At 44.5% G+C, this 16138-nt stretch carries 4 protein-coding genes; 1 reads left to right on the forward strand and 3 read right to left on the reverse strand.

The window, feature by feature from the left end; translation table 11 throughout:
• Positions 1 to 16 precede the first annotated feature (16 nt).
• Positions 17 to 448 (forward strand): PACE efflux transporter, encoded by a 432-nt coding sequence (locus NX845_RS18090; RefSeq protein ID WP_102498100.1) that lies wholly within the window; start codon positions 17 to 19, stop codon positions 446 to 448.
• Between the two features lie 58 nt (positions 449 to 506).
• Here the strand turns inward: NX845_RS18090 and rtxA are convergent, their stop codons facing one another.
• The 3 genes from rtxA to NX845_RS18105 are packed head-to-tail and all read right to left on the reverse strand — an operon-like array spanning position 507 to position 15988.
• Positions 507 to 15134 (reverse strand): MARTX multifunctional-autoprocessing repeats-in-toxin holotoxin RtxA, encoded by a 14628-nt coding sequence (gene rtxA, locus NX845_RS18095; RefSeq protein WP_260257040.1) that lies wholly within the window; start codon positions 15132 to 15134, stop codon positions 507 to 509.
• Between the two features lie 21 nt (positions 15135 to 15155).
• Entirely contained in the window at positions 15156 to 15617 is a 462-nt protein-coding gene (gene rtxC / locus NX845_RS18100; protein WP_017078533.1) for an RTX toxin-activating lysine-acyltransferase RtxC, read from the reverse strand.
• A 26-nt stretch (positions 15618 to 15643) separates the two neighbouring features.
• Positions 15644 to 15988, reverse strand: a complete 345-nt coding sequence (locus NX845_RS18105; RefSeq protein WP_004732223.1) for a hypothetical protein — start codon at positions 15986 to 15988, stop codon at positions 15644 to 15646.
• Between the last annotated feature and the right edge of the window lie 150 nt (positions 15989 to 16138).

Raw genomic sequence — 16138 nt, forward strand, 5'->3', positions numbered from 1 at the left:
AAAGAGAGTTAGAAAAATGTCACATAAAGAACGCATGTTGCACATGGTGCTATTTGAATTGGTTGCTTTGGTTTTGATGGCAGGGCTTGCAACCTATATTACAGGAAACGGCGCAGGTGAAATGGCAGGCTTAGCACTCGCAATATCATTGATAGCGATGGCTTGGAACTACGTTTACAACTATGGTTACGACAAAATTTACGGAGCAGACCGAAGCAAAAGAACCACGAAAACACGTGTCCTGCACGGATTAGGTTTTGAGCTTGGCTTAATGACAGTGACTCTACCTGTCTTGATGTGGGTTCTACAACTCGACTTCCTAACCGTACTGATCATGGACATCGGCCTAGTTATTTTCTTCGTACTTTACGCGATAGCGTTCAACTGGGCGTATGACTCGGTTCGAGATCAATTGGTAGCGAAAGGGAAAGTAAGTGTACTGAATTAATAAAGCCGTCTTCAAAAGAAGACGGCTCATATTATTTACCTAAAGTAGAGGTTATTTGCTACGAAATAACACTGTTCCCTTTAGATACATCGGACCATGCTGTTGTAATCGCAACGCGAGATTTACTATCAAGGTTATCGATAAAGCCATTATCACCAGCCTGAGGCTCAAAAGCGCTCATAGCTTGAACTAATGCATCAACCGCATTATTGGACAACACAGTATCATCTTGGGATGTGCCTTGATCTCCCATCGCCACAACAACTTGCGCACGGTTACCATTGAAGTAATCATTGAAAGTGACAGAACCAATGTGTTCAAACTTGGCTTGGTCAGTATCACTTTCAGGATCGCGCAGTATCGACAATTTAAGATCATAGCCACTGCGTTCTAACCACAATTTCTGCCAGTCAATCCCATTGAAAACAATGTTGTCTTCGCTGCGAATGTCTTCAACGAGGTTGTCAATGACGTCACCACTTACAACAAAGCTATCTACGCCAGTGCCGCCCTTGAAGGTATTTTGGAATCCACCAAGTACCATCACGTCACTTCCTTCGCCACCATTGAGCTGGCTGAACTTAGAAAGCGCAGCAGCAATTAGGTGATCATCATCTTCGCCACCGTTGAGCACCGCGTTATAACCCATTAACTTAACAACATCATTGCCGCCACTAGCATTGATACGGTTGTAATTGCCAAAGACATTGGCGAAGTCATTACCAGCCCCCAACTCAACTTGGTTATTATTACCAATCGTAACTGAGTAGTCTTGGTCGCCGCCTGTATCAACACGGTTATAGTTACCAGATGTGACGACATAATCACGGCCAGTTCCAGTGTCAATTTCGCCACCTTCACCAAAGACAAACGACTCATCATCACCCGCGCCCAAGAACACGTGATTGATTCGTCCAGCAACGACGGCTGTATCATTGCCTTCGCCACCGAACATCATATTTTCACGTCCCATTAGCACACCCATATCATTGCCTTCACCGCCGGTAAAGATATTAGATGTTCCTGTCGCATAGTAGACATCATCACCTCGACCACCCCAGAAGTTATTGTTATCTCCTAGGTACGCGCCGAGATCTTTACCATCACCACCCCAGTTGAAGTTGTAATTGCCTAAAGAAACGTTGATGTCTCCATCACCTTGCAAGTGACCGCTATTACGAAGGAAATCAAATGTTTTCTCCTTCATATTCAGTAGATCAGCCGTCAGGTTTTCTTTTAAGTTTTCCACCAGCGACTTCATTTCTGTTTGCTTATTTTCACTGAAAATAGTCGCAAACAAATTAGGTAGATTTAGCGAATTAAAACCAAATGCACGATCTTCTTTAGCGGAGCTATCTGCCGTTATTGCATCGCCGTTATCCTGAGCTCCAGCGACATTAGTGCCATTAACAGAAACGGATGAATTATCTTCTTCCTCTTCCGGTGCTTTTTCTTTCAAGCCGTGTGTTTCTGCGAACGTCTTAATGCCGTCAGCACCCATATTGACGCCCGACTCTAGGTTGTCTAGCAACTTAGCTGGGTCAACGAAGGCTTGTAATTGATCGCCACTAAACTCACCAACAACTTCCAGCATTTCTTTTAGGATTGCGACACCATCTACTGATTCGCCAGTACGAGACACAATATGCCCTGCAGCTGTGTAATCCACACCGAAGATATCACCTAGCGTCGTCTCTGCACCTACACCGGCAAGTTGGCCTAGAAGCTTGTTTTTTAACTGACGAGGAAGATCCTCGGGGCTGTAAGTAAACGTTGTTTTAGCTTGCCCCGTTGTGGAAAATTGTTGAGTCATAAGACCAAACAACGAACCCAAATTGGTATCAAGAATCGACTGAATATTATCACCGAACATAAAGTTCCAGTTACCCGTCGTCATTTGAATATCAGCACCTTGGCCACCAACAGCAAAGTTAAACGCTAGCTTCTCATTCGCTTGACGGAACTTATCTGCACGACTCATTTTACTTGAGTCAGAGTTATCATTTCCGCCTAACCACTGGTTGTATTGCTTGTTTAACGTCGCTTCAGCGTCATTTTTCAAGCCGCGGCTACTGCGTTCATTTTGAGAATCCAAGTCAACCAAGCTTGTGTAATCAACACTGCTACTCTGATCTAAGCCAGACATATCTTTAACGAACTTTTTAGCCCCAGATAATGTCCACTGCTGCTCTTGAGCAGCTAACCAATCTTGACCTTCACCTGAACTCGCTATGCTTTTTAACACACCAGAGATTCGAGAGGCGCCGTCAAACGGATTAACCAGAGGAGGCGTAGGAATTGATTTATCCATCATCACAATAAGATCGTTGCTTTGCCCCAAATTGAAGCTCACATTACGATTACCGATGAACATCTGTGCGCCTTCTAGAGCTTGATATCCGCCAATATCAAAGCTGTGTTTACTTTCTCCGTCACCAACGTGAACCATCACGTTGTTGTCACCAAAAGCGAGAGATTTAAAGCCACCAGTGCCGACTTTAATGCTAACGTTCGAAGTGCCCCAGTTAACTGCAGTAAATTCACCATCACCGACATTAACTTGGATATTGCCAGAATAGCTGAGCTTGCTCTTACTGCTACCAGATGATGAGGACTCAGTATCATTCTTGCGTTTTTCTGGTGCATTGAACACATCACTGTTTTCAGCAATTGCGCCGCGAGCGGTCTCATCAACGTCGCTGGTACCTACGCGAGAAAGATCGATGTCTCCTTCTGCGATACCATTTCTTATACGTTCATGTTTTTCGGTCACTTCGCCTTGTTCATCCCAGCTAAGTGTCACTTTGTTGCTTTTCTCTTTTTGTACCCAATGACCATTTTCGTCATGGGTATGTTTACGACCATTCGAGTCAACAGCAACTTCTGAGCTACGGACAGAAACATCGCTACGGATATCGTTGTCACCCATCGATTGAATAAGAAGTCTTCCGAAGCCATTTTGTTTGTCATCACTGATTAACGAACAACCGACTACACTAATATGATCAGGGCTAGCCTTGACATTTTCAGCTTCACTAAACGCTTGATTGAACGCTGCTAGTTTCACGGCTAACTCATCTGCGCTGTAACCGCTTAGATGAGTATTATTGTTTTCAGATTCATCACGACCATGACCAACTAGTTGCCAACGTAATTGTCCAGTTGACTTGTCTTTAGGTAACTTAGACGGGTCACCGTAAACCACACGATAATTACCGTCTGAGTCTAGCTGAACAACCACGGTACTATCTGGATGTTTGCCTGCTAAATTTTCAGCTGCTTTGGAAACCGAAGAATCATTCTCCATTTGAATAATGATTTGACCGTCAAAACGCGTTTCACCACCGTCAGATTGAGGGGATACGATGAGGCGTTCCCAACTGTTAACGTCTTTGTTTTTAACCGTGTCATCCGAGCCATTTAAGCTTGCTCGGAAATCAATCTTAGGTTTGCTCGCCACATCATCGTAGACAGTGCGTAAAGTCTTATCATCTTGTTCGATGACAAACTGATCCGAGGCACTCACTTTAAGTGCCGGCAACCCTAAACGATGGGTAATACCTGGAACAAAGCTTTCGATGCCTTTATGTGACTGCAAGTGCGCTTTCCCGTAGATAGCGACAAACTTTTCGCCATCAGGAAGAGCTTGCAATGCATCGACGGCAACGTTGTTCGCAGCACCAGCACGGTACATCAAGCCATGCTCTGTACCTTGAACTGTAGGTCGCGCTGTACTATTTGCATCTAGAGCAAGAATACGCATCCCGTTAGCACGGGCGTTTTCAAACAACGTAATATCTAAATGCTTAGTTTTGATCATTGCACTCAACTCACTAGACATAATGCCTGTGGACAAATAGTTGTCGATCAGTGGTTGGGCAAGGTCGGAACGAAGATGCTCTAAGCCGATGACTGTCACACCTTGCTTTTTGAGCGCGTCCATTTGTTCATTAACAAAGCGCAGACCATTCACATCGCTTCCATGAACTTCTCCAATTAAGAGGCCTTTGCGCTCTTTGAGAAGTACTGACAATTGTTCTTCAACACCGCCGTTCGCACCCGCAAGCTTGTCGCTTAACTCATCATAACCAGCACCAGAATAACGGCGATCCCAATTGTCAACGTCGGTCTCATGACTGCTGCGATATATACCCTCAATGTGATCCATACGATCTGTCTCAAGCTGAGATATATAGCCTTGATCAGCGAATTTTTTCAGCAATATCATTTCAGCGGAATCACTGGTCGTTGAGTCAGACTTTTTAGCGGCTTCTTTCAAGAAGTAGAAAGCCATTTGTACCGACTCAACCCCCGTCAAATCCTGCAGCTCCTGATAGCTATAGCCAAGGTGAACGGTTTTTGTTGCCTCATCCAAAACAGCTTTGCTAAGCAAGTCAGCAGACTGTGACTTTTCTAACCATAGTTTAAAGTCAGAATACTGTTCACCAAGCTCGATGTGATACTTCGCGTCAAAGCCCAAGTCACTCGGAGTTTCTCCTGCATAACCTTGTTTTGGCGATAAGTATGGGTCTTCATTAGCCCAGCGCACCATCATGTCCGTTAGGCCAACATGCTCGCCATTTGCTTCTTCCATAGCAACAACATAAATACGAGCGGCCAAATCAGTTCGCGTCTGTGCAATAGCATCAATGCTCTCTTGGGTTACTTTCATCTTGCCACTGAACAGCGCCGTGTTTACTTGCTCTTTCAATGTCGTCAACGCAAGGTTACGTCCAGAGGTTGGATGTTCGGCCAAATAATTATTGATCTGCTTGTTCAGTTCAAAACTCGCCCCCACCTGATCTCGACCAATAGAACTATGCACTAATTCAACTTGATCCAAGATGGCTTGATAAGAAGCACCAATCGGTTTAGCAAAGACTTTACCGCCATCTTTCAACTCTTGCTTCGTCATAATGGTAGACAAATCAACGACTAATTTTGTCTTGTTTCCTAACGATTCAAGGTCCGTTACTTTTACTTCTGTTGACTTCTTAATTGGTGTTGCGTCAAAGACAGGTAAATCAAGAATTCCCTGCAATGTCGTCTTGTCACCTAATGTAGGCTTGTAAGTAGCTAACGTATTGCCGTCCATCACCACAACACGGTTGAAAATAGCTTCTCCAACATCATTTTTTGGTAGTCTGTAACGTTGAGCCATATCCAAATCAGACTTACCAAAGAAGCGAGTTAAATAAGTGCTAAACTTGTCTTTTGATGAAAACTCTACAACACCTGCATTCGGATCATAGAAACCGTAAACACGATTTTCTCCATCACCTTTTGCCCAAGCAGCCATTGCATGACCAGGAGCATCTAACTCTAATAAGACAGGCTTGTTGTCAACTGAAACGTCTGTGATCTTTTCAATTACACCCGTAACCGTTAGAGCTTTCTTACCCTCAAGCTTCTCTTGCCATACTTTCATAGAAGTATCATGCATTGGGTTTTTAGTATGGATCGCTGCAAGGCTATCCATTAGCTTACTGGCGTTTGCCCTCTCCGTTTCCGAATAGAGCGTAGGGTTACTTAAGACTGCAGCTGTTGAATACATCTTTTCTAACAGCTTTCTCGCCACGCCAACCTGACCATCGCTTTCTAGCTGTTTAGCGACAAGTATCAGCTTAGATAGCGGATCACAACGGCCACCAAACCCATCGTTTGATAAATTCAATAACAACAATTGAGGAGCAAGTTGTTCACTGGCTTTAGCGTCAGTGACTCCTGAAGACGCCACGTCACGGAATAAGCGATTATGCTTCTCCGATTTAGCTTGGAACGTTGCCTTCAAACCTCGGCTTTCGACTTCCCAAGCAAGCGCACCTTTCTGTTCTGCACTCCAGTTACCTTCGACCAATAGGTCCACTAACTGCTTGATATTCATATCAGGTCTAAAACCTTCCACAATATCTTTCGCATGGTCAATTTTGTAACCATTCAAGAAATCTTTGGTAGTGCGAATGTCTTTTGATTTACCTGGCACCGTTGTGTCTGGTTTTAGTGCTTCACCGTAGCGAGAAAGGTCGTTTTTGATGCCTTTTAGTACGTCGCTGGCATCCGCTGATACGCGGTCTGCGTCAAACAAACCAGATACGATTTGCTCAGCGTATTGGCTCATCAAGCGATTACTCGCCTCGTGGCCATAGAAGGTTTGCTCACCGGTCACATTAAAGCCAGATACCGCTAGCTTGGCACGAAGCTTCTCACCTTCACCGCCTAAACCTTCATTATCAGTTAACAGCATGATCGGCGTATCTTTCGGTAAACCTTTCAAGTTTTTCTCTACGGAGAACTGGCCATTGACCGCTTTAGACAAAGCTCCAACAATTCCTGCCGGATTCGCCACTTCATGCGCAGTGATCGCTTTGGTCATGCTCGGCATTGGTCTATCCAATAACAAGCCCGAAACAGCTTGACCATTTTGAGCAGCGAAACGCGCGAGATCAGCCGCAATCGGACCGCCCATAGAGTACCCGTGAATAATAATGTTACTTGGGTCTATACCCTTATCATTCACGAGATACTTGAACATAGTACGGGCATCTTGATAGAGACCTTTTTCACTCGGCCCACCGTCGCTTTCGCCATAACCACGCATGTTAACAGCCAACATATCAATATTTTGCTTGTGATAATGACTGCGAATCGCGCTCGCTTGTTCTTCTGAGGATGAACCAGAACCGTGTAGGAACAGCACTACTTTACCGTTCCCAACACTCTCTTCGCCTTCAGATGCTTTAGCCCCCTTATGGAAGTATCCTGACAAACGACCAGCTTCACCTTTCAGAGTCACTTTTTGAGACTCGCCTTTTTCGACAGCAAACCCTAGCAATGTTTCGGTGATATCATCAACCTTACGACGAGCATCTTTAGTTCCGAACAACTCATTGTTTAGGAATCGAGTTAACGGGCTAAGAGACTCTTTGTCGCGCGGTGGCGTACCATCATTTTCAATCGCTACGTTTTCTTTGTTCCGTTCTGAAATAGGTTTACGCTTACCACCAAGAGCTTCTAACTCGTTTGATGCGGAGTTTGCGTGCTCTTTGTAGAACTCAAGAGTTTTACCCAAGGCGTTGTCCAACGCATCACGCACTGTGCCCTTCGAGCTATCATCAACTAGATCTATCAGATCCTGATAATTAGCGGTATAGCTTTCCAGTACAGCTTTGCGATCATCTCCCGTTTCCTGAAGAGCCTTGTACACAGCAAGACTCTCGTTGACTGAGTGACCGCCGTCAAAGACTAGGAAAGACAATGTATTCAGATACGCTTGATCAACAGAGAATCCTGGATTCTTACTCGCAATATATTGGTTCAAGTGGGTCATGATATTGGTTGAACCCGACGCGCCCGTCACTACCGAGAGACCATTATTCAACGCATTGCTTTCAAAGGTTGTCTTTTTGCCCGGGTTAAGAATTCGACCATCCGCAACACTACGACCTTCTTTAAAGTCATCGTAAGTATCACCCTTCGGCTGGTAATGAAGCGCTGTACCATAATCACTGGTTTTCTTTTCAATAAGGTTAACTTGGTTTTCACCATCAACCCCTGATGAGATTACTGTATTGGTTGAGCGAGCTTTGGTGATCACATTTTGATAAAAACGATCGCCTTCAGCTTTCCACGGAGCCATTTCCATCCCCAAGCCAGGGGTAATTGCCATTTTTACAGCAAGGAAAGGAACTTTAATCACTCCGAAACCATCATCAACCTGTGTCATCATGGTCTTGAAGTTGGCATGGCTCGGTGTATCTAAGAATTGAGTTAAGGTAGGTACTCGGCTAAACCATGGTCGCTCATCTTGAGCTATCGCTTGGGCAAATTCTTCCATTTTTGTCTGGATTCGCTCAGCTCTCAGGGCATCATCCGCCGCGTCCGGTAACAGGCTATGCATCCACTCGTCGAAATCATTAACTAAGCTATTCCCGATTTGAGCTGAAGTATTAATCGCTTTATCTGTCGGTGTTTTTACCAACTCATGAGCTATTTCAGAATCAAAACGGCGTCCAAACAAGTTATCAAAGTACTGACCTATTTCTTTTTCTTTCTTTGCATCAAAAAGCAACTTGCTTGCCAAAACTTGAAGTTTAGGGTGCGCAGCAAGCTTGTCATTAGCTTCCGTAAACAGCTTAACGGCGCTGTCTTGAGTCACATTACCGCTCATCCATAGCGTCTTAGCTTGCTCTGCTAACTTGTTTATTTCACTCGTAGAGGTTTCTGTACTCTCTACCTGACCTAATTTATAAATAAACTCAACAATACTCTCACTTTCAGTTTTTGCCGTTTCTCTGTCCGATGTTGAATTCGTCAGAGTCGGAGAAACCACTTCAAGAGACTTTAAGCTATTAATTTGGGCATCAGCTAGAGGTTCAACTAAACCAATTACACGGCCAACACCATCAAACACGACCTTAGACTCAAACGCTTCGACAGATTTTGGATCGATTGCAATACCAAAGATACCTGCATCCTTCGAACGGTTTTTCTGAATATGGCTTTGCAACGACACAATTTCAAACTGAAGTGTCTTAACCATCTCACCGCGTTGAGCAAATTCTTTCGGATTATTTTGCTGCCATTGTTCAACAGCTAGCTCTAATACAGCAAGGTTACTTTCAGATGGAATACGCTGAATTGACTGAATGTGACTTCTGACAGCTTTCAGCTCTTTGCTAGGTAAATCAGTTGAAAGTTTGCCAAGATGTCTCTTAGTCGAGTCGACAAATCTCACATCGTCAGGACCAAGTAATGAGAATTTAAAACCGTCTACGTTTTTCGTTATCGAAGCTGAAACATCAGCCGTTTCGCCCAACCCGTAAAGATTAACCCCTGAAATACGGATCTCTTTTCGAGCCACATCCTGAGAGTGCGTAGTTGGCAGCACAATGCTATCGGCATTGCTCTCAGTGAACAGAGAAGTGACTGAGCTTCCGGTATTTTTAGAACGAATGCCTGCGTTGATTTGTAGTCGATTTACGGCTTGTACCGCACCGTCTAACGCTTCTTGTTCTTGATCGGTTAATCCTTCACTGAATCGACCGTCGGCACTCTGTGGATTTACCGTGTCGACATCGCTACTGGTTGTCTCTTCACTTTGAGTAAAGTGACTTTCATTAGATAAGCCGCTGCCAGAGGCACCTTGACGATCAGGACGGTCACTTTCATTTTGCTTAGAACCTTTCGCGTCCGCTTGTGCTTGATTTGCTTTATTTTCAGCATTTCTTGCATCACTATTACCACGTTCTTCAGCGTCTCTAGCTGAATTATTGGCATTCGATTCCGCTTGTTTAGCTTCATTGGTTTTCGTGGTCGCTTCTGCTTTACGTGCATCAGCATCGGCTTTAGCGTCCGCAATATCTTGCTCTGCACTAGAACGATTATCTTCGCCTTTCGCAACGCCTGCTTCTGATTTAGCCACCGAATCGTTGACGTTCTTTTGGTTGTCTTTATGAGCCTGTTTCGCATCGGCGATCTGCTCGCCAGACACATCTTTGGCATTGTCTAATTGGGTTTGTACATCCTTTAGAAGACCACCAGCAAAACGATCGCGCCAATGATCACCAGACACTCCCGTATACTCAGCTTTGTTGTCAAGTGCATCAAGGCCTTGAGCCATTGCCGTTAAATCTTTAGTTACCGCTTTAGACTCTTCGTTCACAGCGTCGCGCTGCGCTTGACCATTACTCTCTAATGCTTCTTGATCGGTTGATTCTAATTGAGCCTGAGAACCTGATACAGCTTCAAGTTGTTTCTGCTTTTCTTGCTCTAAACGCTGGCGATCGGCTTCCGCTCGTTCTTTGTCAGACATTGCATTTTTTGCAGCTTGATTTTGTTCCGCATTATCGGCAACAGCATTAGCTTGGTGTGACGTTTCAGATTTCGCCACCACATTATCTAAAACATAGCCCAACCCATCATTATGGCCTGTGCCTTTGAATTCTATTCGGTTGCTGCCAGAATTTGCAGTCAACTTAAGTGTTTTTTGTTGCCAAGCTGCTTCATCGCCAGAGGTTGAGAATACAACATCACCGTTCCAGAGAACCTCTATGCCTTCATTGCTTGAAATGCCTGCACGTTTCGCAAAATCAAAGCTAACCGCAATGACTTCACCTTCCGCTAAATCCGTTAAATCTTGAGAAAGACTTGTATTAGTATAAGTATCTAGCTCTGTTACACGTGAGCCATGGCCTTCGCCACTTACGCCATAAGCGCTACTTGAATATGATGCTTCTACGCCATGAGTAGATTCCCAACCGTCGCCACCTTGTTCAAAATCGCCATTAACTATCAGGTTAGGTGCTTGCGCTTGATCTGAAGACTCTTCGATGTTGAGTTCATTTTCCATGCTGCTGAGATCAGGCGTTTCAACGTTAGTCACGCTTCCACTTAGCCCGTCTCCTAGATCGGAACCTACCTCTTCGATTTCATCCAGAGCGAAACCATCAAGTTTCGTGATTTCAGGCGTTGAAATAGCACCTCGCCCTTTCTGAATTCCTGATGACGAAGCTTCATCACCTTGAACTAGGTAATTAATCGCTTGGCTGCCACCCACTCCAAGAAGAGTTTGTTTAATATTATCAAACAGTGCGGAAAGCTTATTGCTGCTCGTGTTACTTGACGCGACGGCTAGGCTATAGAAATCACCGTTACCCACTTTGATAGCAACGTTATTTCTGGCATAAGAAGCGTTAATCCCTAAGCCATCACCTACGTGAATATTCACGTTTGCTTTGCCTTTCATCACCGCAACATTTAGACCGTCACCCACTTTGGTGTTGACGTTATATTTGCCCCATGCAACGTTAACTGAAATACCGTCACCAATTTTGGTGTTGATATTCGCATCACCATAGGCCGCCGTTACACTCAGGCCATTACCCACGGTTGTCGTAATGTTAGCTTTACCTTTCGCCGCCGTGACCTGCATACCATCACCGACTTTAGTGACAATATTGCCCTTGCTCCAAAGTGCGTTGAAGCTATCTCCGTCACCCACTTGAGTAATGATGTTCGCTTCACCTTTCGCTAAAACAACATTACGGCCATCACCCACTTTCGTAATGATATTCGCTTTGCCCCAAGCTCCCGTGTAATCATCGCCATTACCGACGTGAGTAATGACATTCGCCTTACCTTGAACCACAGAAACTTCTTGGCCATCACCTACTTTGGTAATGATGTTCGCTTCACCTTTGGCGAAGTTGTATCGATCACCGTCACCGACGTGAGTGAAGATATTTGCTTGTCCCCAGGCCACGTTAACGCCTAATCCATCGCCCACTTTTGTGATGATGTTAGCTTTACCTTTCGCCAAACCAATAGTCGTACCATCACCCACATGGGTCATGACATTACCCACTTTTGATATCAGTAAACCAACGGTGGTTCCTTCACCAACTTTGGTTAAGATATTACCTTTACCCGCCAACACAGCTGCGGTTGTTGCATCACCAACATGGGTCACTACGTTTGCTTTCGCAGCTGCGACAACACCCATGAAGTCATCACCGACTTTCGTTATGATATTCGCTTCACCAAGGGCTAGTACGCCAGTAAGACCATCTCCTACGTGAGTCATAATGTTTGCTTTACCAAACATCGCGGCTAAGGTTGTTCCATTACCCACTTTCGTCATCACGTTTAGTTCGCCAGCAAATAAACCTAAGCTTGTGCCATCACCAACGTGAGTATAGATATTCGCTTTACCGATCATTAATGCAGCAGTTAGGTCATTACCCACTTTAGTCATGATATTGGCTTGGCCAAGCATTGCAGCAAACGTGCTGCCGTTACCCACCTGAGTGAATATATTTGCGTTACCTACCATAGCGGCTATCGAAGTACCATTGCCCACTTTGGTTGCGATATTACCTTTCGCCACCATTAACGCGACTGTTGTACCGTCACCAATATGCGTAAAGACATTGGCTTCCGCGACCATAAGCGCTAATGCATCACCATGACCAACCTTGGTAAATACATTGCCTAGGCCACCCATTAGCGCCCACGCGTTGCCTTCACCAACGTGAGTGAAGATATTGCCTACGCCGATCATAGCGGCTATTGAAGTGCCGTCGCCTACTTTGGTGAAGATATTACCCGCAGCACCCATTACGCCAATTGTTTGGCCATCGCCGACATGAGTCAGTACGTTACCAATACCCAACATAATGCCAGTGGTATCACCATCGCCCACCTTGGTTAGAATGTTCGCCCCACCAACCATTACGCCAGTTGTCGAGCCATCACCAATATGTGTAAGTACGTTAGCGCCTCCTCCCATAACGGCAAGCGCATTGCCATTGCCTTTTTTGGTTAGGATATTTGCACCACCAAGTGCGACTGCGGTCGTATTTGAGGCCGTATCATCACCGCTAATATGAGTAATGATATTGGCACCACCAAGCATACCTGCCGTGAGGTCACCGTCACCCACTTTAGTCATGACATTCGCGCCACCGACAAGTACAGATGCGATGTCACCCTTACCAACCTGTGTCATGACATTAAAGCCACCGACCGCTAACCACAGCCCGTTGCCAGAACCAATTTGGGTGTGCGTGTTGTAGCCGCCTAGCATAGTCAAACGACTATTACCGTTACCTTTGTGAACTGAAATATTGCCATAAGCAAGTAAGTGAGCTAAATATTCGCCATCACCAATACGAACCAATACATTGACCGCACCGCCTGCATAGACATCCATTTTGCCTTGCTTGCTCTGATGGACTAATACGTTAGCCAAGCCAGCACCACGGAAAGTGAGATCGCCTTCATCGCCACTTTTAACAATAACGTTAGCCGCGCCACCACCAATAAATTCAGTATCACCAAACTTAGAGCTGTGAAGGATAACGTTGGCAATCCCTCCACCATTAAAATGAACATCACCGCGGGTAACATTGGATTTGATGACGTTACCACCACCAACACCATTAAAACGCACATCTCCTGAGCTTTCACCGGTATCTGTAGCAGGTTTGATCAATGCTTGTTCATTGTACTCGTCAATATCTGCGACCGTTTCGCTAGTACTTCTTACCGCATTTACACTGTACTGAAGATCACTCAGCGAATATCCACCTCGACCCATTGAGTGATAACCATTTGCTGACGAAATATCCTCATTGGCCAAATTTCCGGTGTAATTACCTTCTTTGTACCAAGAACGGGCCTGGTACTTTAACTCGCCAGTTTCTGAATCATTCGCTAATTCAACCACCACAATTTTTGTATAAGGGCCAAGCACTTTCGCATATACATACGTGTTTGATTTGCGATTTGACTTAACACCTTTAACATCAACTGTTGTGCCATTTGTAGAAATAGCATGGCCACCCATTTTTGCATCGGCCAAAACAACATCTTCAGCATCGATTAAGGCACCGTTTGCGTATGTAACCCATTCATATTCAGTCAGGTCTTTCTCAATAGCATGAATCGTAAACACTTGTTGATGTTCGAGTTCGATATTAGATAGGGTGTAGCCGCCATTGATTGGATTTGACTCAAATCCACCTGAACCAGAAACATCGGATCGAGCAAGGCTAGTTAAATGATTTCCACGCTTATACCAAGCTTCTGAGTAGTACTTAAGATTTCCAGTTTCCGAGTCATTATAGAGACGAATTTTATTAATTTTGGTGTAAGTACCATCAGCGATAGCAAACAAGTAAGTATTTGCCTCTCGTTCTGATTTTATTGCCTTAACAGAATGGAACTTATTCCCATTACCAATCGATAACCCATGCATTTGTGCAGTAGTCAGAACGATCTCATCGGCATTGGCATTGGCTAACCCTTCGTCTTTGAAATCGTTACCAGACCCTTTACGGGTAATCTTGTTGTAAGCCCCGCCTCCAGAGAAATGGATATCACCGTGTGCCACATCAGAATAGATACTGTTGTATCCGCCAACACCTTCAAAGCGAATGTTGCCACGTGTTTCCACATAGACATCATCCGATTGTCGCGTACGTTCAATACGGTTTGATGCGCCCGCACCCTGCAATGTTATATCACCGACTTTACCTTTTCGAACGAGATGGTTATCGGCACCAGCACCACGGAAAGTGATATTACCCGTTTCTACTCGTGAGCTAATACTGTTAGCAGCGCCAACACCATCAAACGTCACATTACCGCGAGAGCCTTGGTATTGATTGAACCAAGTTCGATCAAGTTTGTTACCAGCCCCAGCTCCAGTAAAAGATAAGTTACCTTGGTTTGTTTCATGCCAAAGGCTGTTATAGCCACCAGCACCACCAAATGTCACATTACCACTTAGGCCTTTACGGGTTATCCCATTATATGCAGCAACACCGCCATAGTTTACGTCACCGCGATTACCTAGATGATCAATAGAAACTCCGCCAGCAGCGCCAGCGAATGAAACGTTTCCATCGCCACTTTTGTTAATGTCCGCGTACCCGGCAGCACCTTTTACATTTAGGTTGCCAACAGAGTCTTCTACTCTTAGATATGCCGCACCACCTACTACCGTATCATTTCCGCTACCCGTATAAACCGTCGCCCCAATAGAACCGACAGTGACGTGATCATCACCTCCACGAGCATGTATTTCGCCGCCAAAACCGATAGCAACAATGTTGTTGTTACCTTCATCGGCGGAATAGTTCCCTGTAAAGAAGTATTCAACACTTCTCCAAAATGGTTTTCCCATAAAAAAAACTCTAAATTTGGGTTAAATAGAAAACCACTGTACTTTTCTGATACAGCGATCATTTTGAACATCGACCTTGCCGCGGACAGTGCAAACTTTCTGCCCCTTCCACGGAAGGAATACACGGCGTCGAAGGTCATTTACGACCTCTCGACCATGCCCGAATGGCGCTATCATCTCTGGAATATAAATATGCTGACCGGACCTCCAGTCAGATAAAGAGATTTCTCGATTCCCTGATAGCAGTGCATCTCGACTCTGCTCAGACAAAAACGCCCAATTACAAAATGCAATTGGGCGACCTTGTTCATCTTCGTAATAGCAAAACTGGTTTAGCTCAAACGCCGGCATAATGCGCTGCTGCCATTCAGCAACAACGTATCGGCTGTGGAGAGGAGAATGCTGACTTAACAACATCACCCCACCAATTAAATTTTTAATTTGAGCTAAGGTAAGATTTGCTGATTGATGTGTAATAGACATAGGCTCTATATCACCGAATACAGCTATTATTTAGCTTTAGAAGCTCTCTTCTTTGGCGCAGGTTTTTCTTCTGTCTGCACTTCTTCAGTCTGCTCAACATTAGGCTCGTCTGAAGGTAAAAAACCTGCTGCAACTAGCTTGTCAAATTCTGCCGACATGCGAGGATCTTCGAGCATATTTTTAACCATTGAGACCATATACATAAAACCAGAAGCTGGCATATGAACGACTTGTTTAAGTTCGAGGTCACCATCATTTTCAGCCATTACGCCGCTAGCCATATTGTTTTGATCTTGACCTACGAAATAAAGAGAGAAAACACCTTTATTGTAATTAACACTAGATACTGTTTGAACAAACTTTTCTGTCATAAATTAAACCCGATTAATTATATACAACGGCTTGATTAGCCTTGGAAACAACTATTATTAAAATAGAAAAACACAAAATAAGAATTAGTTGCGTTTTATAAATTAATTTTACACCTCAAAAAAACTTGAATCAACTTACTTTTATTTTTG

This window comes from Vibrio sp. NC2, assembly GCF_025195005.1.
GTDB lineage: Bacteria > Pseudomonadota > Gammaproteobacteria > Enterobacterales > Vibrionaceae > Vibrio > Vibrio splendidus.